Genomic DNA, 26567 nt, shown 5'->3' with positions numbered 1-26567 from the left:
GCAGCTCCATGGTTGACGAGCTCGTTGACACCACCATCCCGCGCATCATGGACAAGCTGGCCCCAGCGGACAAGCACAAGGTCAACCGCGTCGGCATTGGTGGTGTGGCAACCATTGGCATCCAGCACAACACTGAGGAAGCCTACAAACCCACGTTGAACACCCGCCTGCGCGAGCTTTTAGGCATGCTCAAAGGCACTGGCGTGCTGCTGACCATCGACGAAGTACAGGACGCAGACGCGGAGGACCTCACCTCCCTGGCCGTGACCTACCAAGACTTGGTGCGAGATGAGCTCGATGTCGCCATTGTCGCCGCGGGCCTTCCGCAGGGAGTCAACCGCCTGCTGGACCTGCCGGGTGTAACTTTCCTGCGCCGCGCGCAGAAGTTCGTTCTGGGCCCGCTCTCCTCTGCGAACGCCGAGGTGGCCTTCACCGAAACCGCCTCACAGTCCGGCCTCGAGTTCACCGATGATGCGGTTGCGGCAGCGGTGAGACTGTCGCGCGGCTACCCCTACATGGTGCAGCTGGTGGGCTCACTGGCCTGGGGAAAGGCGCAGCGCGAGGGCGGCAGCCGCATCGAGGAACGTGACGTTACGGCGGTGTCGGCGGAGGCCATCTCGGTTCTGGGCGCCCAGGTCCACCAGCCCGCAACCCTTTCGCTCCCGCCCGCGCAGCGTCTCTTCCTCGAGGCGATGAGCGCGGTCATGGAGGACGGCACGGCAGAAATCAAGAACATCGCCGCGCACCAAGACCGAACGGTGCGGTCCTTGTCGGCCACACGCCAAAGGCTTATCGACGCCGACCTCATCGAACCCACCGCACACGGCCAGCTCCAGTTCGTCATCCCGTATATGGAGGCCTACTTCACCGCGACGGATAGCTTGGGGCGGGTTGACTAAAGGTCACCGGCATCGCGAGTGAGGATGCCGGCAGTCTCGGATACCGAGCGCAGTGAACGAGCGGAGGCCTTGACTGGGTAGACGTCGAAATGATCGATGAGCAGCTCGCGTGGCATGCCAATACGGTCAAGGTGACGGGCCAGCGTGATGGCCTCCGCGCGGGAATCGGAACCTTCGATACCCAGACCGATGCGGTGGCCGGCATTCAAGTGCTCACCCAGGCCGTCGAGGTGACGCGGGGTGTCTAGGCCGTGGAAGGTCGTGAGGAAGGTTTTTGCGGCACGCGCGAGGGACCACAGCGGTGGGGCGTGCAGGTAATCTGCGTCGAAGGACTGCAGGAGGTCAAACGCGACCTCGTCTGGGACAGCAGGGATCGTATCGAAGTCGGTGGTGCCAGGAATGCGCCCGGCCACAACGTCGGCAAGCAGGGGCTCGTCGAGTTGGACGACGACCTCCCCGTGGAAGCGGCGCGCGACATCCGCGGCGTGAGCGTGGACACCATGAAGCAGCGACTCGGAAAGCTCGGTGAAGGCGCCGCGGTCGGTGAGGACGCGGTGGCCGTCGGAAAGCTCAATGCTCGCCCCCAGCGACCAGGGGCCAAGTGCTTGCACCTTGACGCGCGGCACGCTCTCACCCCAGACCTCTTGGACCTCGTCGAGGTCACGCTCCAAGCGGTCCCCTGTGCGGCGGGTGAGCAACTGCGGGCGTGCCGTCATGCGCCAGGAACGCGGGCCACGGTCGATGGAGATAGCCTCCAGCATGCTGGCCGTGCGGCCCACCGCATCGGAGCCCAACCCACGCTCGGGCAGCTGCGGAATAGCGGGCAGCTCAGTCTCCCCCATGATGATGTCTGCGGCCTCCGCGATGGAGGTACCGGGCATAGGCCCCAGTGCGAATCCCGTCATCTACTCAGTCCCGCAGATGGTGCCGGAACCGAGCACAATATCTCCCAGCTCATCCGGGCTCGGCAGATAGAGCACAGCGGCCTGGCCGCGGGCTACACCAGAAAGGGGCTCGTTAAGCTCCAGCGTCATGCGGTCGGCCTCGCGGTCCACGTGAGCATGGCAGGGAACGACGGAGCCGTGGGCGCGAACTTGCACCTCGCAGTCGAAGTCACCTTCCATCGCCGGGTGCAGGTACTTCAGGCGGTCAGCCTCGATGTGGGTCACAGCCAAGTCGGCGCGCGATCCCACGGTGACAGTGCCGGTAGCCGCGTCGATGTCGGTGACGTAGCGTGGGGAGCCGTCGGCAGTCGGTGTCTTGATGTCTAGACCCTTGCGCTGGCCGATGGTGTAGTTCCACGCGCCATCGTGTTCCTTGAGCTCATTGCCCTCAGTGTCCACGATCATCCCCGGACGCAGTCCGATGGAACGGCCCAGGAAGGCCTGGGTATTGCCGTCCGGGATGAAGCAGATGTCATAAGAATCCGGCTTCGCCGCCGTGGAGAAGCCATGGCGCTTGGCTTCCTCGCGGATCTGCGGCTTCGGGGTATCGCCAATCGGGAAGAAGCAGTGGTCCAGCTCCTCCTTGGTGATGACACCCAGCACATAGGACTGGTCCTTGTTCTCATCTAGGGAGCGGCGCATGTAGCCATCAGAGTCGATGGTGGCATAGTGACCCGTGGCGACTGCATCAAAGCCCAGCGCCATGCCTTTGCGCAGCAAGGCTGCGAACTTGATCTTCTCATTACAGCGCAGGCACGGATTCGGGGTCTCACCGCGGGCGTAGGAGTCCACGAAATCCCCGATGACGGCTTCCTTGAACTCCTCGGAGAAGTCCCATACATAGAAGGGAATGCCGAGTTTATCGCAGATGCGGCGGGCGTCGGCGGAATCCTCTAGGGAGCAGCATCCGCGTGCCTTCTCACGGGTCTGTTGCGCATCCTTGTGCAGGGCCAAGTGCACGCCAATGACGTCGTGACCCGCCTCCACCGCACGCGCAGCGGCGACCGAGGAATCAACACCGCCGGACATGGCTACCAATACTCGCATGCTCTCCCCTTCTTCTTTCTTTATCGCTCACCAAGGCTAGTCGCGGTCTACCTCATACCCCAACACACGAACGACGCAGCCTATTCCCTAAGCTAAGAGGCACTATGGGCAGAAAGCGCAAGACCACCAGCTCCATCGCGGGCACCTACGAGATTTCCACCGGCGAGCTCATCGTCGAAGCCGATCCTTTCCGCGATGGTGCCTTCATCCTCAACATCAACGGCGTGCCCTCCTCACACCTCATCCCCGAGGAGCCGCGCACCCTGGAGTTCGAGTACATGCGCTGGATTGCCGCAGCTGTGGAGAACCTCGCCCCTGGCAAACGCCTACTCCACCTGGGCGGCGGTGGTTGCTCGCTACCACGCTACTTCGCTGACCTGTGGCCGGATTCCCACAACACTGTGGTCGAACTCGACGCCAAGCTAGCGGAGCTCATCCGTGAGCTGGCCGATATTCCTTCCGCGCCCCGCGTCAAAATCCGCGCCGGCGAGGCGCGAGAGGTCACAGAAGGGTTCCCGCCGAACCGCTTCGACGTCATCATCCGAGACGTCTTCGCGGGTGATACGACACCGAAGCCACTGACCACCCAAGAATTTTTCCAGCACGCCCATGCAACACTATGCCCCGGTGGCCTCTACGTGGCCAACTGCGGTGACCATTCCGATCTCCAGGGCGCAAAGGCGGAGTTAGCCGGGATGGCAGAAGTCTTCGCACACGTCGCGGTTATCGCCGACCCTCCCATGCTTAAAGGCCGGCGCTACGGCAACATCATTCTCATTGGCTCAGATACCGAACTACCCGCGGACGGCTCCCCCGAAGCCGCTGCACTGGCCAAGCCGTTACTCTCCGGTGCCGTGCCTGCACACTTCCGCGACGAGTCCTGGACCCGCCGCTTTTTTAAGGGCGCGGCCCCGCGGCGCGATACCGTGGCAACCAACAACGATTAGCGCAGGCTATTGAGCAGGTCCGCTACCTGCTTGGAGTCAAAGGCCGGAAGGGCCACGCCAGCCGCGTGACCAGCGCTGCGAGCAGCACGGTCCGCGTTCTCAACATCCTGCTGGCTGACATTATCGGCATCAACATCCTGCAGGTGCTGCGCATTGTCCAAGAAGATGGCCAAGTCACCAACGCTAGCGTCATTGTTGGACATGTCCTTGAGGTCGTCAGCGTTGATGGCACCGTCGTTAAGCAGCTTCTCTGCCTGCTTGATTAGCCCGGTCGGATCCACGTCCATACCCGCATCCTTGGCGGCATCCGCAACGGCAGGCACGGCTACAGCACCCGCTGCCAGGGCCAGGATGCCCGCAATCAGCACGCCGGCGTCATCACCAAGGTCAACGCCCGGGATGACCAGGTCATCCAAGATTCCACCGAAGTCAATGTAGTTGCCACCGGAGAAGGAGTGCAGCTGCGCCTCGGTGCCGTTGAAGAGGTTCATGTCCACATCAGTTTCGATGCCGGCTACGCGGCCGCTGCCGGAGCGCTGCCAAAAGGCCAGCTTGTCCCAGCCACCGACCGGTTCCGGGGCGGTGTCCTGGTAGGCCGCCAGCCACAGCGGGTACTCGGAGAAGCGCGTGGTATTACCCATCTGGCCCATCCAGAAGTACTTGTAGGTATAGAGCATCGGCGTGCGGCCAGTTAGGGACTTCAGCTCAGTCATGAAGGTGTCGATCCACTCCTCCAACTGCTTAGCGCTCAGGCCCTCATCGACCTCGATGTCCAGCACCGGCGGCAGGGTCTGCGTCGGCACCAGCGCGATTTGGGAGGCGAAGCTCGCCGCCTGCTGCTTGGCGTCGCCGGCCGGGCGCGCGTAGTGGTAGGCGCCCACCTTCAGTCCAGCGGCCGCTGCGGCGTTGGCATCGCGCACGAAGTGGTTGTTGACAAAGCCGACACCCTCGGTGGCCTTCACAAAGGCATAGGACTGGCCATCAGATTTCACTGCGTCCCAATCGATTCCACGAAGGGACGCGTGGTTATTGCCGGAGACGTCCACACCGGAAGGCGCGTAGGACGGGATGGCAACGGCGGTGGATACGGACAGTGCCACGGCCGCTACTGCGGTAACGGCGGCGGTAACAAGGCGACGTGCATGGCTCATGCGAGCCACACTACCGTTTCAATAACATCAGTCACAGATACAACACGCGAAACTTTAAACTCTTTTGCCACATCCCTAACACGGTCCTCGACGGCCGCTCCCAACAGCAACAACCACTGCTAAACTGCGCTTCAAATTCACCACCGATCACTCAGCCACTGACAGCGCCATAGACTGCTACCGAACAAGGACAGCGCCATGGATCAGCCCACTGCACCCAAGGCCTTGGAAAAATCCCAGGAATCGGGGCCGCCTCCACGCCGTGGCCTAGCAAAAGTCTTCAACGAGAAACTCGCACTGTGGGGCTCCCTCATCATTCTGTGCGGCTGGGCGCTGGGCTTCCTCTCACTATTCGTCGCCGATGCAGTCGAGGAACCCGCCTCGGCCCTAATCGGGTCCTTTGGAATTTTCACCTTCATTGGGCTGTGCTTCGCCGCCCCGGTTCTCGCATCGCTCTTTGCCTTCCTGGCTTTCAAGTCACTCTCATCCGATGAGCCACCCGCGCGCAGGAGGACCGCCGTCTTCGCACTCGTGCTGGCATTACTGAGTATCGTGCCCATCATTGTCTACTTCGGTCCGAAGTTCATGTTCTAGGAGCCACGGCTCTAGGGCTCGCGCAGTGCTTGGCGACGCTCCGCCAGCCACGTCTTCACAGCTCGGGCGGCATCAGCTGCTCGCATGTCGGGCACGTAGGCGTGGACGACGGCCAGGCCGATGGCGGGCAGCGCCAGCTCATCGTTGTAGGCCAGGTACCACTTGTGCTCTTCCGGCTGGAACTTGCGCTTGGAGGCGGCCAGGCTGCGAAAGCCGTAGAGAGGCTCCATTTCTTCGCCGAGGCGGGTGAGGAGGACGTCGAGAAGCCCGGGCTCCTCCGGTGTGCCAGCCAGGGGCGCGCCGGAGAGCGAAATCCAGGCGCAACCTTCGCTGGCAGCGATGATCAATGCCTCGGAGATGAGCAACTCGATAGCCCCCTTGAAGCCGTGGTCGGCGCGGCGCATGACGTCGAGGGTATAACCAACCACGGTGCCGTTTTCGCGGACAGGGAGCCAGGATGTCACGCCATGAAGCGTGCCGTCCTCTCCCAGCGCGAGCAGGAGCTTGGTACCTTCCTCCCGCAGCTCGTTGACACCACCCAGGGTAAAGCCCATCTCCGGGAGAGCTTTATCAGAGACCCATTCCTCGGAGAGCTCGGCAATCTTGTTGCGGGTGGCAAGATCAAGGTCTTTCCACTCCGTCCACAGCGTGGTCACCTCCTCTTTGCCAGCCTTGTTGCGGGCGGTGCGGATGTTCTGGAATTTCTTGCCTTTGAACTCGGTGTTGGCGGTATCCAGGACGGCTTCTTCTGCCACTTCGAGGCGGCGGAAGCCGGGGCGGGTGAAGTTTTCCCGCACCGAGTACCAGGCCGGGCGCCAGCCTTGTTCGCGGGCGAATTCTTCGAAGGCGGCTGCGGTGGCCTCCGGCTCATTGCCCACAGGCTCGCCGAGGCTGAGCGCAATCCCGTTGTGGACGCGGTAGGCCACGTAGTTGCTGTCGTTAAAGAAGTAGCGGTTCCCCTTCCACAGGGTCATCGCGGAGAGGTGGTCACCACTGCCCTGTTCCAGGATGGCGCGGGCACGCTCGCGGGCCTCAGCGGCCTCAGGGTTAGCCGGCGTGGCAAACATGCGGTAAGCAACCCACGCTGCGTACATCCAGAATAGAGTGCCGGCCCACTCGTAGAGGGCCCACGTCAGCCAAGTGGTCGGGGCGAGCTTGAGCGGAAGCAGCGTGGCCACGACTGGCGGAGCATAGCGCAGTGGGAGTTCGGCGAGGATGGTATCGGCAGTGGCTGGCTCGACGAATCCGTCCTTGAAAAATAGTGCACCAACTCCCCAGAGAGCAGCCGTGAGGGCGAAGGCGGCAGCAATTTTGCCAGCGGCCTGGCCCAGTGCATCTGCGCTTTCGTGAATGTGGAACACGCGGCGATTCCAGATGAGCATGAGGAGGCAGGTGGCCCAGGGCAGGACCACGGCCGCTAGGTTGACGCCGTAGAGCACAAGGCCTTCTTGGCTAAAGTCCCACAGCTGAGCTAGAAGCACAGCGATGACGAGTACCTGGGTAAGGACGGATAGCAACCAAGCAAGACGGCGTCCGCGGATGAGGCCGAAGCACAGTACGAGTTGGATGATGAGCGGCATGACGCTGGCGATGGCCGGACCCACGCCGTGGACGCGGGCGACATCAAGGGCAGCTTGGCAGGCCTGGCTTGTAGGGTCAGTTTGGCAGAGCTCAGTGGCGTGATAAGCAGCAGAGTTGAAGGACCACATCAGTCGGGTGACTGGGCTGAAGGGCCCTTCGGCCAGCGGGTCAAGGGCCACGAAGGCTGGGCCAATGGCTACCACGCCCAAGATCAGCGCGGTGAGAACTCGGCGCTCGGGCACCGAGGCACGATGGAAAGCGGCTGGGCGCTGCGCGCTCGTGCGGGGCACAAAGACACTCCATGCGATACCGGCCGCGATGGACAGCACCGTGGCGCTCACGCCGAGGACATCGCTCAAAGTACCGCCATACAGGGCCATGGTGAGAGTCAGAGCAAGGATGCTGAGGCGTACGCGGCGCTGCCAGAGGCGCGGCATCCAAGCAGAAGCAAAGCCGGCTGTGCCCACTATGAAACCGATGGGTGATAAATCAGTGGAGCTCAGAAGATCATCACCCCAGCGGTTGAGGCCGATTTCTTCGATGCCATGGGCGGCCACGTAGGCCACGGGAACGGAGATAAGCTGCGCGGCAATACCAACGGCAAGTGTCCGCACGGAGCCCAACCGGTATTCCGAAGGTAGAACGAAAGCCAGGGCCATGAGGGTGAGTGCCACAACTGCACCGAAGGTACGGCCGGTCAGGCCGATCGTTTGCGTAATGCCCGCCAGCCCCGGAACCGCGTAGGTCACGATGACCAATCCCCACATCAGAAGGATCAATCCCCACGTCACCGGGGTGCGCCGCGCGAGGTGTCGGAGGTTGTTAGCGCTGAAGATCTGCATCTTGTACTCCATCGAAAGGATCGGTGAGGTCTGCCAGCCCGCCCCGGCGGGCAACCCAGGCAAATACTTCGCGCAGGGCGGGACGCCACACCTCGAAGGAATGGCCGCCCGGGCGGGTGGTGTAGAAAGTGCGCATGCCGGCGGCGCGGGCAGCGTCGTTCAGTTGGCTGAGTGCATTCACCGCGTTGTTATCCCGGTTGCCGGCGATAAAAATGGCCTGGTTATCCGGGTACTTTTTGACCTCAAGCAAGTGGGCGGGGTTGGCGGCCTGGTACGCAGATTCATCGCCACCATAAAACTTGGACACGGTGGCGGCATGGTTACCAATAGTGGGTTCAGCCTCGCCGGAGATGTCCACTGCCTGGCCATAGGCTTCCGGGTGATTGGTGAGGATCTGCAACGAGCAGGTTCCGCCGTAGGACAGGCCAGTGACGGTCCAGTGCTGTTGGTTCTCGTCGACGCGGAAGGCGCTCTTGATTCCTGTTGGCACGTCGGTCGTCAGGTAGGTCATGACCTTGGCCGCGGAGGTGTCCGCGCAGATGGGATTGGCGGTCTCACTGCCGGTGGCATCGACCGCCAGGACGATGGGGCTTAGTCCCCCATTGGCGCGCTGGAAGGCATCGGCGGTTTCGGCCGCCTCGCCGGAGCCGAACCATTGCTCTGGTCCACCGGGGTTGCCGTGGAGCAGAACGAGGACGGGGAGCTTGCGTTCCGGTTGTGTCCAATAGGCTGGCGGGATATAGGCCGTGGCCTGGCGCGCGGTGAACCCAGAGTTGGTACCTGGAAGATCCAAATGCACGATGGCAGCGGAATCCGAGGACTTCATGGCCTTGAATTGGGCGTAGTCCATCTCTTGGGCAACCGGTGTGGGATCGAGCGAGCCGATGTCCGGATAGGACTGATACTCCATATTGGCCAAACCGGCCACCGCAAGTGTCGAGAATGCCGCTATCACTGCCATAAGGACACGTCGGCCCGCATGGTGAATGAGAGAGATAAGCGCCGCGATGGGGACCAGCCCGGCAACAAAGAGATGAAACGGGACGTCCCAGTGCTTGAGCACGAAGAATGCCACGGTGGCAATAACTGCGGCGAGAAGGAAGGACACGAAATCGCGCTTGCGCAGGCGCCACGCAATGAGCAACGCGCTGATGACCACGATGGCGATGTAGATCCCGCCGTTGACGGGGTCAGTCAACGGCAAGCCCAGCACGGACTGGATGAAGTTATTCACGAATTAAACATAGACCCGCGCCAAACCGAAAGCGCTGTGGACTATCTGTGAATATGTCCGAATGACTGTGATCTTGATCGGATGCTCGCGCTAGACCGAACGGGCGCGACGGATTATCTCCGGGAGTTCTGCCAAAGTGGCGTCGATGTCTTCTTCGGTGGTCATTCGTCCCAGGCTAAAGCGCAGGCTGCCGCGGCCGTGTTCCTCGTCGATGCCCATGGCCTCGAGCACGTGGGACATGCGGTTAACCCCCGCGTGGCAGGCGGAGCCGGCGGAGGCTTCGATGCCGGCGGCGTCGAGAAGCATGATGAGGCTGTCGCCGTCCGTGCCCGGGAAGGAGACGTGCAGGTGGGAGGCCAGGGTGGGCTCGGCGGAGTTGATGATGACGTTGTCGATGCTGTCCTCGATGCCTGCCTGGAGCTTGTCCCGAAGTGCCGTCAGGCGTGTGTTCTCCTGCTCCATTTCCGCAACGGACTCACGCAGGGCCGCGGCGAGTGCGCTCGCACTGGCCACGTCGACGGTGCCGGGACGGATGCCGCGCTCCTGGCCGCCGCCGAAGGCTAGTGGCAGTGGCGCCGGGGTGCGGCGCGCGAGAAGCAGGCCAATGCCGCGGGGCCCGCCGAACTTGTGGGCGCTGGCCGCGAGAGTGGTGGCGCCCAACTCATGGAAGTTGATGGGCAGTTTGCCGGCGACCTGCACGGCGTCGATGTGCACCGGGGTGTTCTGCGCGGCGGCGCGCTCGGTGATGTCGGCGACCGGCTGGATAGCGCCGGTCTCGTTGTTGGCCCACATGCAGGTGGCCAGCGCGGCCTGGGTATCCAGGGCGCTTAAGTCGCTGACGTGGCCAGTGGAATCAACCGGGAGCAGGTCAACGCTCGCACCGTGCTCAGCGCGGAGCTTCTCCACGGTCTCCAGGACGGCGGGGTGCTCGATGGGGGTCGAAACAATTCGTTTCGACCGTTCTTCAGCTGCGCTCTGCGCAGCACGGAAGAGACCCTGGATGGCAATGTTGTCTGCCTCCGTGCCGGAGGAGGTGAAGATGACCTCGATGGGTTCGCAGCCGAGCAGCTCGGCGACGGTCTCGCGGGCGTCGTCCAGCACGGAGCGTGCCTTGCGCCCGGAGGCATAGGACGCGCCCGGGTTCAGGGCCCCGGAGGCGCTGACCCAGGCGTCGATAGCGCACTGGCGCATGGGCTGGGTGGCTGCGTAATCGAGGTAGCGAGGCATTAGTTGCCGGCCCCCTTGCGGGCCTCAAGCTCCTTGGCCAGAGCCGGGGCAATCTCGTGGAGGTCACCCACCACGCCGAGGTCGGCGATCTGGAAGAAGGGCTCGTCCTGGTCCTGGTTGACCACGACGATGGTCTCCGAGGTCTGCATGCCAGAGGTGTGCTGGATAGCACCAGAAATGCCCAGGCCAATGTAGAGGTTCGGGGAGACGGTCGCGCCGGTCTGACCAATCTGGAAGGCAGGGTCGTAGAAGCCCTCATCCACAGCGTCGCGGGTAGCGCCGACGGCGGCCCCGAGGGCGTCGGCAAGCGGCTCCACCACGTCGGCGAACTTATCGCCCACGCCGCGGCCACCGGCCACGACAACCTTGGCGGAGGTTAGCTCCGGACGGGCGGTCTTCTCAGCCGGGGTGAAGGAGGTGACGGTGACGTCCTTCGCGGTGGAAGCAGGCAGCTCGAAGGGAGCGGGTGCCGCGGTGACTGGCTGCGGCTCGGCGACCACGGAGCCCGGGCGCAGGGTGTAGACCACGGAGCCGGTGGCCGTGGAGGAGGTCTCGTAGGAACCACCGAAGATGGTGTGGTGAGCAGAGCCGTCAGCATTGATGCCGTCGACGTTGACCAAAGCACCGGAGCCGAGACGCGCAGCGAGGCGGCCGGCGATCTCGTTGTTGGTCGGGGTCGCAGCCAGCACGATGGGCGCCGGGTTATTGGCGGCCAAAGCGTGGAGGGCATCGACCTCCGGGGTGACGATGCGCTGCTCATAGTCCGCGGCGGTGGCCTGAACTACCTGGGCTGCACCGAGGTTGCCCAACTCGGCATCGAAGGAGGCGGCGGTGGCGGCATCCTTGGCCACGACGACGGCGGAGACGGTGCCGAGCGCGCGGGCGGCGGTGATGAGCTCGCCGGTAACGGGGCTGAGCTGCTCTGCTTCGTGCTCAACCAGGACATAAACGTGAGACATGTGTTTTCTCCTTAACCCTCGATGAGATTCTTGGCGGCCAGGAAATCCGCAACCTTGGCGGCAGCCACGGCTGGATCAGTTTCAGCGATGACCTCACCGGCGGTACGGGCCGGGCGCTGCGCGGAGGCGGTGACCGTCGTGGTGGACGGCACGCCATCGATGCCCAGGTCCGCCACGGCGAGAGTGGTGACCTCGGCCTTCTTGGCGGCCATCAGGCCCTTGAAGTTGGGGAAACGCGGCTTATCGGCCTTGTCGGTAAAGGACAGGATTGCCGGCAGGTTGGCGCTGAGCTCCCAGTGGCCGTGGACATCCTCGCGGGTACCGGTGGCAGTGGCACCGGCCAGGGAGGCTGCCTTGAGCTCCGTGAGCGCGGGCAGCTGACGGTACTCGGCCAGCAGGCCGGCAATGAGACCGGTGGAGGCATCCGAGGAGTTATTGCCCAGGGTGATGATCTGGACCTCACCGAACTTCTCAGCCACCTTGTTGATGGCAGCGTTAATAACCCAGGCCGTGGCCAGGGCGTCGGCGCCAGCGAGGGCGTCGTCAGTCACGTGCACTGCGTGATCCGCGCCCATGGCCAGGGCCTTGCGCAGGGCCTCATCGGCAGCGGCCGGGCCCATGGTGAGGGCGACGACCTCATAGCCGGCGTCGGCGTTATCGTCGCGCAAGCGCAGTGCCTGCTCGACGGAGTACTCGTTGACCTCATCGATGACGTTATCCACCGAGGTGCGGTCCAACGTATGGTCCGCCTCGAGGGTCTTGGTTGACCACGTATCCGGTACGTGCTTGACCAGAGCCACAATGACTGGCATGTGGGCACTTCCCCTTCCGTAAATTTTGAAACTATTAGGGTGCGTAATTACCTTCGGTCGATACTACTCGCGGTCCGCACAACACCGCGACTCCCTTCGTTCCAATGCGCGTGACCACGAGCGTCTTGGCGGTCGACCCCTTCAACTTGAGCTTCTTGCGCAGCTGGTCCGGGTTCACGTCTTGCCCGCGTACCAGGATTTCCAGCGAGCCGACGTCGTGAGCCGCCATGGCCGCCTTGAGCTTTTTCATGGGGACCATCTCGATGAATTCAAATCCGGAAGTGCCGTGCGGCAGGCGGTCACCGGTGAGATAGGCAATGCGCGGGTCCAGCTGGTGCAGGCCTTCCCGCGCGGCGTAGTGGCGCACCAGCCCGGCGCGCACGATGGCGCCGTCGGGGTCGATAAGGAAGCGGCTGATCGGGCCGGCCTCAGGTAGCTCGTGCTCTGCAACGTCGTCGTCGATGACGTCCGTGTGGATTCCATCTGGCGTGGTACTGAGGACCACTGCCCTCTTCCCTGTTCCCAGGCCTGGGGTGTACAGGCAGGTTTCCTTCACCCCTCCGTCAAGGCTGACTACGCAGGCCAGGCCTTCCCATTCGGAGTGGTCGATGCCGGGTGCGCATTTGATGGCCATCTCGCCGTGGGTGGCCAGCAGATCTGCTGGCGGGGGCAGAAGTTGGTCCAAGCGAGTAATGCGGGTACCGCCTTGGCGCCGGGCGGGGTCGGCGATGCATACCTGGGCGGTGGTCGTGGTGGTGAGAGCATCAGCGCGAAAGACTGGGTGCTCGATGTTGTGCTGCGCCATGGCCACGCGCGAGACGTCCAGGTCGCTGCCCACATACGTACCCGGGCGGTAGGCCTGGCCTTCGGTGCCGATGGAGCAGGTGAGGTCGTGGACCACGTCCACGTTGCGTTCCTGAAGGAACTGCGCGCGATAAGCCGCCACTGCGGGTGGAGTGGCCTGTTGGGCGGAGTCGTGGTCCATGAGCCACTGCCCCGGCAGCTTTCCGGAGCTGCGGGCTTGGATGAGTTCGGCCACGGCACGCCCGTAGTCACCAAAGTGGGCCTGCAGCTTGGCGACGTCCCGCAGGTGCGCCTTCTTGGTCCCCTCCAGGTCTGCTGCGGCGGCGTCGATAGCGGTGGCGTGCGCGCGCAGGAAGGAGACTTCGTCCAGGGTGTAGCTCATGGTGGTTTCTTCAAGCCGGTTTAAATGCGGTCGACGGGGAACGTGGTGAAGTATTCGCGGTAGCGCTCATCATCGCGCGGGTCACCGATGATGGGGCGCAGGTCGGAGAAGGAGGCGTCATCCATGACCTCCTTAACGGTGGCGTAGGAGGTCAAACGCTTGAGCTGTGCCCACGTCGGGATGGCTAGGCGGACCAGCCCGGCGCGCCAGCCGTCGAGGACCAATTGCGGGTCGAACCAGCCGGCGTCATCGGCTTCGCCCGTATCCCCATCGGGTTCTTGGCCCTCGGGCAGCACACCGATGAAGAAGAAGGTGTCGAACCAGTGGTTGTTATCTTCGCCGGCCCAGCGGGACCAGGGCAATAGCATGTCGGCGTCGACACGCATGCCGTTGTGCTCAAGGAACTCGGTGAAGGAAATCTCGTGGGTTTCTAGCAGCTCGCGCTCGCGGTGGTAGCGAGAGGCGTCGGAGACCAAGCCGTCCTCGCGGATGGCTAACAGCGTGCCGGCCTCCTCGAAAAGTTCGCGGGCGGCCGCGAAGACGAGGGCGTGTGCCTTGTATTTGGTCACGCCCATCCGCCGCGCCATGGAGACCACACTGCGCCCTGCCCACAGCTCGCCGGAATCCCAGGTTCGGGGCGGGAAGTCACGCGGGTCTACCCCGCCGCCGGGAAAGACGACGTGGCCGGGGTAGTTGCGCATGGTGCGCACGCGTTCTTGGATCCACACGCGCAGCCCCTCGGCCGTATCGCGCAACAAGAGGACAGTAGCGGCCAGACGTGCCCCGTTAAAGCCCGTTGTTTCGCCAGGGTCGATGGCGTCAAGGCTGTCGTGGATGGACTGGCTCATGCAACTTTCCGTGTCTGCAGGCTGGGGGCAGAATTCGAGAGGTATACGTCGAGGGTGTGTACCGAGGTTTTGTACTGAGAGTTATGTACTACGGGTTAGCGGACTCGTCGGGCGAAGTACCTCTCCCCGATGCGATCCACCTGGATAGGTTGGTGGAAGGCCTTGGAAAGGTTTTCCGACGTCAGGACAGAGTTAATGAGTCCTTTGGCCACGACCTTACCCTCATCCAGAAGCATCGCATGGGTAAATCCGTAAGGGATTTCCTCCACGTGGTGGGTAATCATAACAATCGCCGGGGCATCCGCATCGAGTGCTAGGTCCCCCAAGTAGCCCACGAGGTCCTCACGGCCGCCCAAGTCCATGCCCGCGGAGGGCTCATCCAGGATGAGCAGCTCCGGGTTGGCCATGAGCGCGCGGGCGAGGATGACGCGCTTCTTCTCACCTTCGGAGAGCGTGCCCCAGGTCCGCTCTGAGAGGTGCGCGGCGCCGACTTGTTCCAAAATGTCGTCGGCGCGGGAGAAGTCCATGTCTTGGTAGTCCTCACGCCAGCGGCCGAGGACCGCATAGCCAGCAGACACAACGAGATCATCCACGCGCTCGTTGTCCGGGATGCGGTGCTGGACGGCCGCGGAGGAAATACCGATGGCGGCGCGTAAATCGCGCATATCCGTTTTGCCCAGGCGCTCGCCCATGAGGAAAGCCACGCCAGCGGACGGGAATTCTTCGGCGGCGGCCATGCGCACCAGGGAGGTCTTGCCCGCGCCGTTGGGGCCGATGATGACCCAACGCTCGTCGAGCTCCACCTGCCAGTCGACGGGCCCGACCAGCGTGCGCCCGCCGCGTCGTAGCTCGACGCCGCGGAAATCAATCAACCAATCCTCGTCGGTTTCCATCAGTTCAGGGTCTTGCTGACTCAATTGCTCTGGAGTGTTCACAGGCACCATTGTGGCCGATATCTTCCTTCCCCGGTGAAACTGACACAGCTGCATTATTCTATGGGCATGACTCAACGCCTTGGTATCGACGATGTCCGCCCCTCCCTCTCCGGTAATGCCGCCTCGAAGGCCGTAGTCGGAGAGGTTGTTCCTGTCACCGCGCTGGTGTGGCGCGAGGGCCACGATGCCGTCGCCGCGACGCTGTCGGTGTGGAACACCGAATCTCCGTCCACCTCCGCCGTGACCATGACGGTGGACCCGGAAGACCAGGACCGAGTCCACGGGGTGTTTACTCCGGCGACTCCCGGGCGTTGGTTCTTCCGCATCGATGCCTGGTCGGATCCGATGTCCACGTGGCGCAACGCGGTGGTCAAGAAGATGGAGGCGGGGCAATCGGCGCGGGAACTCAGCAACGATCTGTTGCACGGCGCCGAGCTCTTCGAGGAGGCGGCCATCCAGTGCCCGAGCGATAAGGCGGAGCTGCTCTTTCAGGCGTCGAAGGAGCTCAAGGATGACACGGTGGACGTCGACAAGCGCGTGCGTACCGCGCTCTCCGAGGAGGTCGCCGAGATCCTCCACCACCACCCGCTGCGCCACCTGCTGGTCGAAGGTGACATCCACGAGGTCCTGGTAGAGCGCCGCGATGCCCTCTACAACTCCTGGTACGAGCTCTTCCCGCGCTCGACCGGCGGCTGGGATGACGAGGGTAACCCCGTGCACGGCACGTTTAAGACCACAGCGCAGGCCCTCGAGCGCGTGGCTGCCATGGGGTTCGACACCGTCTACTTCCCACCCATCCACCCCATCGGCAAGGTTCACCGCAAGGGCCGCAACAACTCGGTGGTGGCTGAGCCTGGTGATGTGGGCTCGCCCTGGGCCATTCAGGACCACTCCACCACGCACCCGGAGCTGGGCACCATGGAGGACTTCAAGGAGCTGGTCAAGAAGACCGCCGACTTGGGCCTGGAGGTAGCACTGGACTTGGCGTTGCAGGCCTCCCCGGACCACCCGTGGGCCAAGACCAACCCGGAGTTTTTCACGGTGTTGGCCGATGGCACCATTGCCTACGCCGAAAACCCGCCGAAGAAGTACCAGGACATCTACCCGCTGAACTTCGATAGTGACCCGGACGCCATCTACGCGGAGATTTACCGCATCGTCATGATTTGGGTAGAGGCCGGTGTCACCACCTTCCGCGTGGACAACCCACACACCAAGCCGGCTAACTTCTGGAACTGGCTGATTTCCAAGGTGCACATTACCCACCCGGAGGTCATCTTCCTCTCCGAGGCCTTCACCCGAGCCCCGCGCCTCTTCGGTCTGGCCAAGGCAGGATTTACGCAGTCTTATACCTACTTCACGTGGCAGACCTCCAAGCACGAGCTCACGGAGTTCGCGCAGATGCACGTGGAGCAGGCCGATATCTGCCGCCCCAACCTCTTTGTCAATACCCCGGATATCCTCCACGAGTCCCTGCAGACCGGCGGGCGCGCCATGTTCGCCATCCGCGCCACCCTGGCAGCCACGCTCTCCCCGCTGTGGGGTGTGTACTCGGGCTTCGAGCTCTACGAGCACCAGGCCGTCAAGCCGGGCAGCGAGGAGTACCTCGACTCGGAGAAGTACGAGCTGCGCCCGCGTGACTTCCAGGCAGCTCTAAAGTCCGGGGATTCGCTGGAATCCTATATCCGTCTGCTCAACGTCATCCGTCGCGAAAACCCGGCCCTCCAGCAGCTGCGCACGCTACGCTTCCACAACACCGATAACGAGGCCATCATCGCCTACTCCAAGGCCGATCCCGCTACCGGCAATGTGGTGCTCGTGGTGGTCAACCTCGATCCGCGCAATGCGCAGGAGGCCACGGTCTTCCTCGACCTCGCTGCCGTGGGCCGCCACCCGGGCGATCACTTCACGGTGCAGGACACCATCAGTGGTGCCGCCTACGAATGGTCCGACCGCAACTTCGTGCGCCTAGAGCCGCTTCGCGACGTCGCCCACGTCTTCATCCTCCCGCCAGCCCACCATGACCTGCAGGAACGCATTGCGTGGCGTCGTGTGAAGGACTACCGTGCTTAAGTTTTAAAGCGACTGAAACCCCGCGCTGAACCCGTACCCCCTTCATGGGTAGCGCGGGGTTTCTTTTCTGCCCCGCGAGCGGGTGTTCTTGGGTAATTTGGTCTGTATGAACATCCCGGCCTCAGACCTCGAACGCCTCAACCACTGCCGCCACCACGCGCCCCATGATTTCTATGGTTGGCACGATGGAACCGTCCGCACTCGCCGCCCCGGTGCCGAAGCCGTCGAGCTCGTCACCGCCACTGAAACCGTCGCCATGCGCGCGGTTGGGGATGATATCTGGGAGGCCCCGCTCGCCGAAGAAGCAGACTACCGCCTGCGTATCACCTACCCGGGCCAGCCCGCCTTCGAGGTAGCGGATGGCTACCACTTCCTGCCTACCCTGGGCACCTTGGATCAGCACCTCATCGGCGAGGGCCGCCACGAGCGCTTGTGGGAAGTGCTCGGTGCCAACCTCAAGAGCTATACCACCGACATGGGCGTAGTCGAAGGCACCGCGTTTGCCGTGTGGGCGCCCAACGCGGAGGGCGTGGCCGTGGTCGGTGACTTCTGCGGCTGGAACCCTACCCAATACCCCATGCGTTGCCTTGGCTCCACGGGCATTTGGGAGGTCTTCATCCCCGGTGTGGGCGAAGGCGAGTGCTATAAGTTTGCGGTCCACGGCAAGAACTCTCCGCGCATCGATAAGGCGGATCCCCTGGCCAAGCGCACCATCGCCCCGCCGGAAACCGCCTCCGTAGTGGCCCGCTCCAGTTTCAAGTGGAGCGATGAGGAGTGGATGAGCAAGCGCACCGGGGACCTCGATGTCCCGATGAGTGTCTACGAACTCCACGTCGGCTCCTGGAAGGTAGGTGCTAACTACAACACCTTGCGTGAAGAGCTCATCCCTTACCTAATTGAGCACGGCTTTACCCACGTGGAGCTGCTGCCCGTGGCTGAGCACCCCTTCGGCGGTTCCTGGGGCTACCAGGTCTCCGGCTACTACGCTCCCTCCGCGCGCTGGGGCTCCCCGGATGAGCTGCGCGCGCTTATCGACGAATTGCATAACGCCGGCATCGGCGTCTTCGTTGACTGGGTTCCCGCGCACTTCCCCAAGGACGAATGGGCGCTGGGCCGCTTCGATGGGCAGGCACTCTACGAGCACCCCGACCCGCGCCGCGGTGAGCAGGCCGATTGGGGCACCTACGTCTTCGACTTCGGCCGCAACGAGGTGCGCAACTTCCTCGTGGCTAACGCCCTGTACTGGGCCGAGGAGTTCCACGTGGATGGCCTGCGAGTCGACGCCGTTGCATCCATGCTCTACCTGGATTACTCCCGCGAAGAATGGCTGCCCAATATCTACGGCGGGCGCGAAAACCTTGAGGCAGTCCAATTCCTCCAGGAGACCAACGCCACGCTGAACCGTAACCACCCGGGCGTGCTGACCATCGCCGAGGAATCCACCTCCTGGCCGGGGGTGACCGCCCCGACACATGAGGGTGGATTGGGCTTTAGCCTGAAGTGGAACATGGGCTGGATGAACGACACCCTGGAGTACTTCAAGCACGAGCCGATTCACCGCCGCTACCACCATGGCGAGCTCACCTTCTCCATGGTCTACGCCTACTCGGAGCGCTACGTTCTCCCCTTTAGCCACGACGAAGTGGTTCACGGCAAGGGCTCCTTGTGGGAGCGCATGCCGGGCGATGACTGGAACAAGGCCGCGGGCCTGCGCGCGCTGTACGGCTACATGTTCTCCCACCCGGGCAAGCAACTGATGTTCATGGGCCAGGAGTTTGGCCAGACCACCGAGTGGGCAGAGGGCCACTCCGTGGACTGGTCCAACTTGGAGGGCTGGGGCAACGAGTGGCACCACGGCATCAAGCGCCTGGTGCGCGACCTCAACGCGGTGTACAAGCAACAGCCAGCCCTGTGGACCCAGGACTTTACACAAGATGGCTTCCAGTGGGTCAAGGCTGATGACTCGAATAACAACATGCTCGGCTACGTCCGCTACGGCAAGGACGGCTCTGCCCTGTTGGCGGTGTGCAACTTCTCCGGCAGCTCCGTGCCGAACTATGACCTCTGGGTGCCGCGCGACGGTGAATGGGAGCTGCTCATCAACACAGACGACGCCGTCTACCAAGGCGCCGGCAACGACCTAGCCCACCGCGTGCGCTCCGAAGGCAACCACGTACAGCTACACCTGCCGGCCAACTCGGTGCAGTGGTACGCCTTCCGTGGCTAGTTTCTCAAAGCACAACTGCCCGAGTTGCCAAAGTTCACCGCTGGGATCGAATTCCAGCCCCTAGTTTTGGCAACTCGGGCAGTTTCAGTTTTCAGTCCTGCGCGTGAGTATCAAGGAAAGCTCGTACGCGAGCATCAATGTCATCGCGCAACGCATCCATTCGCTCTTCTCCCTCTAGACCACGCACGGACGGGTCCTCAATCTCCCAACGCTCAGCCATTCCGTCATAGTCGGCATCACCGACGATGATGACGTGATCCACCGAAGACGCGAGGTCGGCATCAAGCAGCGTCGGCGTACCTTCCATGTCCGCTCCAACCTTTGCCAGAGAGGCCTGCGCCTCGGCGTTCACCCCCTGCTCACGGTGCTGTTCAGTGGTCTTTACGCCTGCGGAGTGAACTTCCCAATCGGGCGCATGCTTCTTAGCTAGGGCAGCCGCCATCTGAGACTTACCGCGGTTGGTATTGCAAAGAAAAAGTACGGAGGTCATGCCTCCGCACTTTAGTCATATTGCGGTGTGCCTGTAGGACCAGATCCCTAGTTCTTCTTCACCGCGTAGTACACCGGCAGGGACTTCCAGTTGAACGTCACGTCCTCGACGTTCTCTGACCAGCCGCCAACAACGTTCGGGTAGAACAGCGGGATGGAAGGAAGGTCACGCAGCAGCAGCTCCTGTGCCTGGTTGTAGAGCTTCGCGGCTTCCTCCTCGTTCGCGGCGCCGTTGGCCTTGACAATCAGTTCATCGAACTCCGGGTTGGAGTACTTCGAGTCATTGGAAGCTACACCGGTGGTGAAGTTTGGGCCAAGGAAGTTACCCATCGAGGGGTAGTCGGCGAACCACGCCGTGCGGTAGGCGCCGTCCATACGCTCGGTGCGGTAGGCATCGCGGAAGGACTTGAAGTCCGGGTAAGGGTTGCCCACGGCCTGGATTCCCAGCGTGTTGCTGATGCTATTAGCCACCGCATCGGCCCAGTCCTTGTTGTCACCATCGGTGTTGTAGTTGATCGGGAACGTGCCTTCAAAGGCGCCGTACTTCTTATCGGCCTCCGCCCACAGCTTCTTGGCTGCCTCCGGGTTATAGTCCAGATTCTCCGAACCCGGCAGGCTGTCATTGTATCCGTTCAGCACCGGTGAGGTGAACTCGCGGGCCGGTGTGCGGGTGCCATGGAAGATGGTCTCCGCGATCTCCTCACGGTTGATGGCCATCGAGATTGCCTTGCGTCGCAGCGTGCCCTCTTCCCCACTGAAATGTGGCGTCTCCACGTGGATGGACATTTCCAGATAGGTGGCAGCCGGCTTGGTCTCCTGGCGGCCGGCCAGGTCCTGCTCATAGCTGCCGAAGGCGGATGAAGGAACGGCTTCGAGGACATCTAGGTTATTCGCCAACAGGTCCATGTACGCAGCGCTGGAATCGGCGTAGAAGGCAAATTCGATGCCGTCGTTCTGCGCTGCGCGGTCGCCCTTATATTCCGGGTTCGGCTCGATGATCAGGTTCTGGTTGTGGTTCCATTCCTTGATCTTGTAGGGACCGTTCGACACCGGGGATTCGCCAAAGCCCTGTGGGTCCTCCAGTGCGGCCGCCGGGACCGGGAAGTAAGCGTTGTAGCCTAAGCGGCTCGGAAAGTCGCTTTCCGGTTGGGTGAGCTCGATGGTGAAGGTGCGCTCATCGATGACCTTGAGGCCCTCCATTTCTTTGACGCCTTCCCCGTAGCCCTTGATGGAGGAGAAGAAGCTCTCATTGAGCTGTTCGTTGGCTACAGCGTAGTTCCACGTATCGACGAAAGTAGCCGCGGTTACGGCGGAGCCATCGGAGAACTTCAGGTCCGGCTTGAGCGTGACCTTGTAGGTCTTCTCCCCTTCCTGATCAATGGATTCTGCCATCTCGTTGTGCACGTTGCCCTCAGCGTCGTAGTACACCAACCCGGAATACAGCATGTCGACGATGCGTCCGCCGCCGTTCTCATTCGTCATCGCGGGGATAAGCCCCTGCTGCGGCTCAGTGCCGAGAACGCGAACATAGTTGGAGCCACCGGCGCTATCGGAGCTATCGCTTCCGCAGGCGGCGAGGGTAAAAGCAAGAGAGGTGGCGCCGATGACGCCGAGGAGCTTGCGCATGAGAGTCCTCCTGAAAGAGCTAAAAACAAAGTGTGCGTTATGACACCAAAATGAATTTAGCATGAGGCACCTCACACACCAGCGTCGACACAAAAAGACCCTCAGGAGAGGACTTAATCAGTCAATCCTGAGGGTTGAGCCCGCGATCGTCCGGAAAGGCCGCTCTAGGGCCCAGCACAAGCTGGGCCCTATTACTACGCCGTCCTTAGTACAACGCGCTCGCTAGCTTCGTGCGCGCGGCGAGCACGCGCGGATCACCGGAATCAAAGAGCCCAAAAAGCTCCAAGAGTCGGGTCTTAAGCTGTTCTTTCTCATCCCCGGCGGTACGCTTCATGGCCTCGATGAGGCGCTCGAAGGCGCGGTCGGGAGCACCGGCAACAACCTCTGCGTCGGCGGCATCGAGCTGCTTGGACACGTCCTCCGGAGCGGCATCCGCCGCGGCGATAGGATCCTCGCTGCGGTTCGCTGGGTCCAGGCGTTTGAGCAGCAGCGTGGTATCGCGGGCCTGTTTGATTTCCACGTTGTCTGGCTCGGCAGCCAGGATCTCCTCGTAGGTGGCAATAGCGGAATCGAAATCACCGCGGTTGAGAGCTTCTTCCGCCAGGCTGAGGCGTGGATCCGCTACTTCCTCTGCGGGGCCCTCCCCAGCCTCCTCTTGCTTGGGCAGGCCCTTGAGCTGTGGGCCGAGCTTGTCGACGATCGCCGCTACCCACTGCTCTAGGTTCTCTCGCGGCTGCCCGCCCTCAAAGTTGGTGACGGGCTGGCCGGCGGCGATGGCGACGGTGGTAGGCAGATTCTGCACGCCGAAGACCTGCGCCACCTGGGGAACGACATCGGCGTTGATGTAGCCCACGATGAATTTCAGGCCACCGGCGGCCGCCATCTCCTCGAAGTCTTTCTTGAGCTGCTCGGAGGCAGGTGAGCGCGGCGAGCCGATCAGAGCAATAACTGGCACCTCCGCAGAGCGGCGCACCAGGTCATTCTCAAAGTTCTGTTCGGTAACCTCGAAGAAGGGCTGCACACCTGCCGAGGCACCAGTAGTGCCCTGTTCCTGTGCTTTCGCCTTGGCCTCCGCCTGCTGCTTGATGGCGCCCAGGTCGAGGGCCCCTCCTACGTACGGTCCAGTCACTTATTCTCCTCCAGGTAACGGTTAACGGAATCTACTTTTTGGGTTATCTGTCCAGTCACGCCTTCGCGGATATCCGCCTTAATCACCAGGCTCGTGCGCGGCGAGACCGCGCGCACGGCATCGGTGGCCTCCTTGATGACCGCGAAGACCTCGTCCCACTCACCTTCGATGATGGTGAACATGGAGTTGGTCTCATTAGGCAGGCCGGAGGCCCGGACTACCCGCACGGCTTCGGCCACGGCCGCGGACATCTCAGCGCTTTCATCACCCACAACAGTGGGGGCTACGGAAAAGGCAACAATCATGCCCGCCATCCTACCGCCGGTCCCAGCAGTGCCGGTGCCAATGGCGACGATCATCGGCGCGCCCACCGGTGTCCCGTGGCCACGCCACGATGTGCGCCACCCCGGGAGGGATGTTGTGGTTGCATCCCGGACATACGTAGTACTTCTGGGCGGCGGAACTACCAACGTGCCGCATGAGGAATGGCTCCCCATGGGTCCAGTGCGGACCGGGAACGGTCTGTGAACCGAGGAACGAGCTTCCATCACGCGGTAGGGAGCGCGGCTCCTCACGAATTCTGCGGTTGCGGCGTGGCACTAGAACAACCGCAGCTCGTTGGATTCGATGCCACGCAGCTCCTGGTAGTCCAGGACCACGCAGCGGATGCCGCGGTCCTCCGCCAGTGTCCTGGCTTGGGGCTTGATTTCCTGCGCGGCGAAGACGCCATGTACCGGCGCAAGCAAATCGTCGCGGTTCAGCAGTTCGAGGTAGCGCGTGAGCTGCTCGACGCCATCAATTCCGCCGCGGCGCTTGACCTCGACCGCTACGAATTCATTCTTGGAGTTCTTAGCCATGATGTCTACCGGACCAATCGCGGTGGGATACTCGCGGCGCACGAGCGAGTACTTCTCCCCCAACGTTTCGATGTGCTCGGCCAGCAGCTCCTGCAGGTGCGCTTCCACGCCATCCTTGACCAGGCCGGGGTCTTCTCCCAGATCCATGTCGATCTCCTGGTGGATCTGGGCGATGGTGATGCGCAACTGCTCACCTTTCGGGTTTTCTACCAGCCACAGCTTCTCACCCGTGTCTTCGCCGTCGATATCCTCAATCGCCGACTCTTCAAAGGTGCATGGTGGTGTCATCCAGTTCAACGGCTTATAGGCACGGTCATCCGCATGGATGGACACCGAACCATCGGCTTTGATGAGGATGAGACGGTCGGCCATGGGAAGGTGGGCGTCCAGGCGGCCTACGTAATCTACGGAGCATTGGGCGATGACAACACGCATGCCCTCTACCCTATCGTTGGGCGCTATTTCTTTGGTAAGCGGGTAGCGCGCTGGCGCATCTGGTGGTAATCCATCTTCTCTTGGCGCTTAGACGGCGCCGATTCCACCCACGCGTTCAAGGCCATGATTCCGTGCGCATCAGAGGCAATCTCATAGTCCCGCCCATCGATGCTAATACGGATGATCTGGTGACCAGAGGGCATAAAAGAAGCCTCGTCATCATCCATTGGGCGGGTGCTGCCCAGTTCGATGTCGAGGCGATTGAAGCGCTTGTTGGCGCGCGGCATGACGGAGCGAAGCTTGAAGAAGTCCATATACTCGCCGTCATAGCGCACGAGACCATGACGCCAGGAATGAGAGTCCTTCGACGGTAGTTGGCGCAAAAGGATGCTCGTGCCGCGGGAGCGCACGGTGAAAAAGCGCACCGCCGCTAGGATGAGGAAAACCAGAACGACCAGTGCGCACAGACCTAAAAGAATAGATAGCCCCTGAAGCACCTGAGAATTCATGGATTGATGTCCTTCACAGCGAGTACGAAACGATGGATTGATTGTACCGCCGTTGACGGAAGCAACGCTAGTCCTTGCCCCAGAACACAAAAGAACCCCACCCCCTCTTAGCGAGGTTGTGGGGTTCCTAAGTGAGAGTGGGAAGGGCGGTCATTGCTGCCCGTCGGTTCCCTCTCCGCTCATCCGTTAGCTGTTGAGGCGGCGAGTGGCACGCAGTGCGGCGTCGCCACGGGACCTCGTGAGCTCACGCTCAGACTTCAGGTCTTCCTGTGCCTGGGCTTCATCGACCTCGGAGGCCCAGATGGACCAATCAGCGAGGACGGTGATCTTGTTCTCGGACACGGAGAGGAAGCCACCCTGGACGGCAGCGACGAGGCGCTCGCCGTCGACTGGGTGGATGGTCACAACACCATTGTCGATCAACTGACCGACCATGGGCTCATGGCCAGGAAGCACGCCGATCTCACCCTCGGTGGTCTCAGCCGTCACCATGGTGGCCTTTCCGGTCCACAGCAGGCGCTCGACGGAAACCAATTCGGCGGTGATGTCAGCCATGTGCCTCTCCCTACTTCTTCTCGGTCAGCTTCTTGTACGCAGCCTCGACGTCGTCCAAGCCACCCAGGCCGTTGAAGGCCTGCTCCGGGTAGTGGTCGAATTCGCCGTTGCAGATGCGCTCGAAAGCATCGATGGTATCGGCCAGCGGCACGTAGGAGCCCGGCAGGCCGGTGAACTTCTCTGCGACGAAGAAGTTCTGGCCCAGGAAGCGCTCGATACGGCGAGCACGCTGAACGGTAATCTTGTCTTCCTCAGACAGCTCGTCCATACCAAGGATGGCGATGATGTCCTGAAGCTCCTTGTTCTTCTGCAGAATACCGATGACGCGCTGTGCAACCTCGTAGTGGCGCTCGCCCACGATGGACGGCTCCAGAATACGAGAGGTAGAGGTCAGCGGGTTCACTGCCGGGTAAATACCCTTCGAAGCAATACCACGGTCCAACTCGGTGGTGGCATCGAGGTGAGCGAAGGTGGTCGCCGGAGCCGGGTCGGTGTAGTCATCGGCCGGCACGTAGACGGCCTGCAGGGAGGTAATGGACTTACCCTTGGTGGAGGTAATACGCTCCTGCAGCACACCCATCTCATCAGCCAGAGTCGGCTGGTAACCCACGGCGGAAGGCATGCGGCCCAGCAGGGTCGACACCTCAGAACCGGCCTGGGTGAAACGGAAGATGTTGTCGATGAACAGCAGCACGTCCTGGTTCTGCACATCGCGGAAGTACTCCGCCATGGTCAGGCCGGACAGAGCCACGCGCATACGGACTCCTGGCGGCTCATCCATCTGGCCGAAGACAAGTGCGGTGTCCTGGAGAACGCCCATCTCTTCCATCTCGAGGAAGAGGTCGGTGCCCTCACGGGTGCGCTCGCCGACGCCGGCGAAGACGGAGGTACCGGAGAACTCGCGTGCGATACGAGTAATCATCTCCTGGATAAGAACGGTCTTACCCACACCTGCACCACCGAACAGGCCGATCTTGCCGCCCTTCACGTACGGGGTCAGCAGGTCGATGACCTTAATACCGGTCTCCAGAATCTCGGTCTTACCCTCGAGCTGGTCGAAAGCCGGCGGCTCGCGGTGGATGCCCCACTGCTCGCCATCGCGGCCCAGACCCGGCTGGTCAAGGCAGTCACCGAGGGCGTTGAAGACGTGGCCCTTGACCACATCGCCCACCGGGACGGAAATCGGCTTGCCGGTGTCGGTCACGGCGGCACCGCGGACGAGGCCGTCGGTCGGAGCCATGGACACGGCACGGACGAGGTTGTCACCGAGGTGCTGAGCGACCTCAAGGGTGACGGTCTTTGCAACAGCCTCGAGGGTCACCTCGACGGTCAGTGCGTTGTACAGTGCCGGCAGCCCGCCACGCGGAAACTCCACGTCGACGACCGGACCGATGACACGCACCACACGGCCGGCGGTAGCCGACGACTGTGTGTTCTGCTCTTGCAGAGCTGTAGTCATAA

General features: G+C 62.4%; 25 protein-coding genes. 5 read left to right on the top strand and 20 right to left on the bottom strand.

Translation table 11 applies throughout. From position 1 onward, the window contains the following. Nucleotides 1-8: 8 nt before the first annotated feature. Nucleotides 9-899, top strand: a complete 891-nt coding sequence (locus CAURI_RS05745; protein WP_236660829.1) for an ATP-binding protein — start codon at nucleotides 9-11, stop codon at nucleotides 897-899. Here CAURI_RS05745 and CAURI_RS05740 read toward each other — a convergent pair. Then, nucleotides 896-1804 (bottom strand): uroporphyrinogen decarboxylase/cobalamine-independent methonine synthase family protein, encoded by a 909-nt coding sequence (locus tag CAURI_RS05740; RefSeq protein WP_010187006.1) that lies wholly within the window; start codon nucleotides 1802-1804, stop codon nucleotides 896-898. The two genes, CAURI_RS05745 and CAURI_RS05740, sit on opposite strands and share 4 nt — an antisense overlap. Then, nucleotides 1805-2890, bottom strand: a complete 1086-nt coding sequence (gene mnmA / locus CAURI_RS05735; RefSeq protein ID WP_010187009.1) for a tRNA 2-thiouridine(34) synthase MnmA — start codon at nucleotides 2888-2890, stop codon at nucleotides 1805-1807. It lies immediately after the preceding gene. A 104-nt stretch (nucleotides 2891-2994) separates the two neighbouring features. Here mnmA and CAURI_RS05730 point away from each other — a divergent pair, with 104 nt between their 5' ends. Next, nucleotides 2995-3837: a spermidine synthase gene (locus tag CAURI_RS05730; protein ID WP_010187011.1), complete on the top strand. Its 843-nt coding sequence runs from the start codon at nucleotides 2995-2997 to the stop codon at nucleotides 3835-3837. Here the strand turns inward: CAURI_RS05730 and CAURI_RS05725 are convergent. Next, nucleotides 3834-4988: a glycoside hydrolase family 25 protein gene (locus CAURI_RS05725; protein WP_010187013.1), complete on the bottom strand. Its 1155-nt coding sequence runs from the start codon at nucleotides 4986-4988 to the stop codon at nucleotides 3834-3836. The genes CAURI_RS05730 and CAURI_RS05725 overlap by 4 nt on opposite strands. A gap of 198 nt (nucleotides 4989-5186) precedes the next feature. Between CAURI_RS05725 and CAURI_RS05720 the strand changes: the two genes are divergently transcribed. Continuing rightward, complete coding sequence (locus CAURI_RS05720) at nucleotides 5187-5582, top strand: hypothetical protein (protein WP_010187015.1); 396 nt, start codon at nucleotides 5187-5189, stop codon at nucleotides 5580-5582. 11 nt (nucleotides 5583-5593) lie between these two features. On the opposite strand, the gene CAURI_RS05715 is transcribed toward CAURI_RS05720, so the two are convergent. The 8 genes from CAURI_RS05715 to CAURI_RS05680 all read right to left on the bottom strand — a co-directional run bounded on the left by CAURI_RS05715 (nucleotide 5594) and on the right by CAURI_RS05680 (nucleotide 15215). Then, nucleotides 5594-8005, bottom strand: coding sequence for a bifunctional lysylphosphatidylglycerol flippase/synthetase MprF (locus CAURI_RS05715; RefSeq protein ID WP_010187017.1), 2412 nt, complete (start codon nucleotides 8003-8005; stop codon nucleotides 5594-5596). Continuing rightward, a complete protein-coding gene (locus CAURI_RS05710) occupies nucleotides 7986-9239 on the bottom strand; it encodes an alpha/beta hydrolase (RefSeq protein ID WP_010187019.1) in 1254 nt (417 codons plus the stop codon). The genes CAURI_RS05715 and CAURI_RS05710 overlap by 20 nt, the downstream gene beginning before the upstream one ends. Before the next feature lie 90 nt (nucleotides 9240-9329). After that, nucleotides 9330-10466 carry a cysteine desulfurase family protein gene (locus CAURI_RS05705; RefSeq protein ID WP_010187020.1) on the bottom strand — a complete coding sequence of 379 codons (1137 nt, stop codon included), beginning with the start codon at nucleotides 10464-10466 and terminating at the stop codon, nucleotides 9330-9332. After that, nucleotides 10466-11425 carry an electron transfer flavoprotein subunit alpha/FixB family protein gene (locus CAURI_RS05700; RefSeq protein ID WP_010187022.1) on the bottom strand — a complete coding sequence of 320 codons (960 nt, stop codon included), beginning with the start codon at nucleotides 11423-11425 and terminating at the stop codon, nucleotides 10466-10468. Before CAURI_RS05700 ends, CAURI_RS05705 begins: the two co-directional genes overlap by 1 nt. 11 nt (nucleotides 11426-11436) lie before the next feature. After that, nucleotides 11437-12237 carry an electron transfer flavoprotein subunit beta/FixA family protein gene (locus CAURI_RS05695; protein WP_010187024.1) on the bottom strand — a complete coding sequence of 267 codons (801 nt, stop codon included), beginning with the start codon at nucleotides 12235-12237 and terminating at the stop codon, nucleotides 11437-11439. A 34-nt stretch (nucleotides 12238-12271) separates the two neighbouring features. Beyond that, complete coding sequence (locus CAURI_RS05690; protein WP_010187026.1) at nucleotides 12272-13423, bottom strand: THUMP-like domain-containing protein; 1152 nt, start codon at nucleotides 13421-13423, stop codon at nucleotides 12272-12274. Nucleotides 13424-13443: 20 nt separating this feature from the next. Beyond that, the gene (locus CAURI_RS05685) at nucleotides 13444-14271 is read right to left on the bottom strand and encodes an NUDIX hydrolase (RefSeq protein ID WP_010187028.1); all 828 of its coding nucleotides are present in this window, start codon (nucleotides 14269-14271) and stop codon (nucleotides 13444-13446) included. A 95-nt stretch (nucleotides 14272-14366) separates the two neighbouring features. Continuing rightward, nucleotides 14367-15215: an ABC transporter ATP-binding protein gene (locus CAURI_RS05680; RefSeq protein WP_010187031.1), complete on the bottom strand. Its 849-nt coding sequence runs from the start codon at nucleotides 15213-15215 to the stop codon at nucleotides 14367-14369. Between the two features lie 57 nt (nucleotides 15216-15272). On the opposite strand from CAURI_RS05680, the gene CAURI_RS05675 reads away from it, so the two are divergent. Together CAURI_RS05675 and glgB are read left to right on the top strand one after the other, a co-directional pair. Then, complete coding sequence (locus CAURI_RS05675) at nucleotides 15273-17279, top strand: maltotransferase domain-containing protein (RefSeq protein ID WP_012714997.1); 2007 nt, start codon at nucleotides 15273-15275, stop codon at nucleotides 17277-17279. A 106-nt stretch (nucleotides 17280-17385) separates the two neighbouring features. Further along, nucleotides 17386-19506 (top strand): 1,4-alpha-glucan branching protein GlgB, encoded by a 2121-nt coding sequence (gene glgB / locus CAURI_RS05670; protein ID WP_010187041.1) that lies wholly within the window; start codon nucleotides 17386-17388, stop codon nucleotides 19504-19506. Nucleotides 19507-19597: 91 nt separating this feature from the next. On the opposite strand, the gene CAURI_RS05665 is transcribed toward glgB, so the two are convergent. The 9 genes from CAURI_RS05665 to atpD all read right to left on the bottom strand — a co-directional run bounded on the left by CAURI_RS05665 (nucleotide 19598) and on the right by atpD (nucleotide 26565). Beyond that, nucleotides 19598-19996, bottom strand: a complete 399-nt coding sequence (locus tag CAURI_RS05665; RefSeq protein ID WP_010187043.1) for an arsenate reductase/protein-tyrosine-phosphatase family protein — start codon at nucleotides 19994-19996, stop codon at nucleotides 19598-19600. A 47-nt stretch (nucleotides 19997-20043) separates the two neighbouring features. Continuing rightward, on the bottom strand, nucleotides 20044-21621 hold the full coding sequence (locus CAURI_RS05660) for a peptide ABC transporter substrate-binding protein (protein ID WP_010187045.1): 1578 nt from the start codon (nucleotides 21619-21621) through the stop codon (nucleotides 20044-20046). 205 nt (nucleotides 21622-21826) lie between these two features. After that, entirely contained in the window at nucleotides 21827-22750 is a 924-nt protein-coding gene (locus CAURI_RS05655; protein ID WP_010187047.1) for a tetratricopeptide repeat protein, read from the bottom strand. After that, on the bottom strand, nucleotides 22747-23055 hold the full coding sequence (locus tag CAURI_RS05650; RefSeq protein ID WP_010187049.1) for a thiamine-binding protein: 309 nt from the start codon (nucleotides 23053-23055) through the stop codon (nucleotides 22747-22749). The genes CAURI_RS05655 and CAURI_RS05650 overlap by 4 nt, the downstream gene beginning before the upstream one ends. A 10-nt stretch (nucleotides 23056-23065) precedes the next feature. Beyond that, nucleotides 23066-23350, bottom strand: coding sequence for a hypothetical protein (locus CAURI_RS14115; protein WP_080550353.1), 285 nt, complete (start codon nucleotides 23348-23350; stop codon nucleotides 23066-23068). Further along, nucleotides 23350-24042 carry an endonuclease NucS gene (nucS, locus tag CAURI_RS05645; protein ID WP_010187052.1) on the bottom strand — a complete coding sequence of 231 codons (693 nt, stop codon included), beginning with the start codon at nucleotides 24040-24042 and terminating at the stop codon, nucleotides 23350-23352. Before nucS ends, CAURI_RS14115 begins: the two co-directional genes overlap by 1 nt. A 23-nt stretch (nucleotides 24043-24065) precedes the next feature. Further along, entirely contained in the window at nucleotides 24066-24551 is a 486-nt protein-coding gene (locus CAURI_RS05640) for a DUF2550 domain-containing protein (protein WP_010187057.1), read from the bottom strand. Nucleotides 24552-24737: 186 nt separating this feature from the next. Next, nucleotides 24738-25106, bottom strand: a complete 369-nt coding sequence (locus tag CAURI_RS05635) for a F0F1 ATP synthase subunit epsilon (protein ID WP_010187059.1) — start codon at nucleotides 25104-25106, stop codon at nucleotides 24738-24740. A 10-nt stretch (nucleotides 25107-25116) separates the two neighbouring features. Beyond that, nucleotides 25117-26565, bottom strand: coding sequence for a F0F1 ATP synthase subunit beta (gene atpD / locus CAURI_RS05630; protein WP_010187062.1), 1449 nt, complete (start codon nucleotides 26563-26565; stop codon nucleotides 25117-25119). Nucleotides 26566-26567 lie beyond the last annotated feature (2 nt).

The organism is Corynebacterium aurimucosum ATCC 700975 (genome assembly GCF_000022905.1).
Lineage (GTDB): Bacteria > Actinomycetota > Actinomycetes > Mycobacteriales > Mycobacteriaceae > Corynebacterium > Corynebacterium aurimucosum_F.
Note: the sequence above shows the minus strand (reverse complement) of the source record. Positions and strands in the feature narration are given on the sequence as shown.